This window comes from Geobacillus sp. DSP4a, from assembly GCF_013096875.1.
In the GTDB taxonomy this organism is placed as follows: domain Bacteria; phylum Bacillota; class Bacilli; order Bacillales; family Anoxybacillaceae; genus Geobacillus; species Geobacillus thermophilus.
This window is the reverse complement of the sequence record NZ_SDLD01000160.1, coordinates 1-718: the sequence shown is the minus strand read 5'-3', so window position 1 is coordinate 718 and position 718 is coordinate 1. Positions and strand designations below refer to the sequence as shown.

Here is a 718-nt window from a genome sequence, read left to right as displayed (position 1 = left end):
GCTTTTTCTCAAAACGGTCAGAAGATGGGGGCAAATGGCTATTGGAGCTGTTTTTTTTCGTGCGTGCTTCCAGCTCTTGAACACGGTACTTCAGTTGTTCATTTTCTTTGCGTAGCTGTTTGTTTTCGTGACGCAAATGTTCATTTTCTTGAATGAGTTGATGAATGAGCTGTTTTTGTTGTTGAACTTTGCCGATTAAGCTCTCAACTGTAAATACAGCTTGTTGTACCGTCAACATGCGATTCACCTCCTTGTCTATCAATATTCACATCATAGACAAGGAAAGAAGAAAATATTCAGCTCACTTTATGATGTGGCTGAATAGTTACCCTTATGGATAACGGCAGATGCGAAAGATGATAGGCAATGTAACTCTTGCATTTTAAAGCCAACTTGTCAGGGAATGCATTGTCCACTAATTAGAATTAAAGAACAAAGGAGTCCTTGTCCACCTTTAAAGAAGGGAATTCGAACAGCCCTTGAATTAGTTACTGTTTACGCTGGAATAGACATAAAAAACGATTAGTTGTACTGATATACCTTATTTACCAAGCTTCATACCATGTAATCTTCAAATGCATGATTAATTTAGCTTTTCCGTGAAAATCCCCACCACTTGGTGAGTGCGGTATACGCTCCTGATCCGTGAGGGTATACTGAAAATGGCCAAAAAAGGCAATAGGAAAGCAGAGGTGCCCGATTTTAGGCATCTCGTATA

Annotated in this window: 1 protein-coding gene; it reads right to left on the bottom strand. The window is 39.4% G+C overall.

The features are described 5' to 3' along the window. Positions 1-238, bottom strand: a 238-nt coding sequence (locus ETC02_RS16795) for a DUF6444 domain-containing protein (RefSeq protein ID WP_220699981.1), incomplete at its 3' end; no start/stop codon positions are given. Positions 239-718 lie beyond the last annotated feature (480 nt).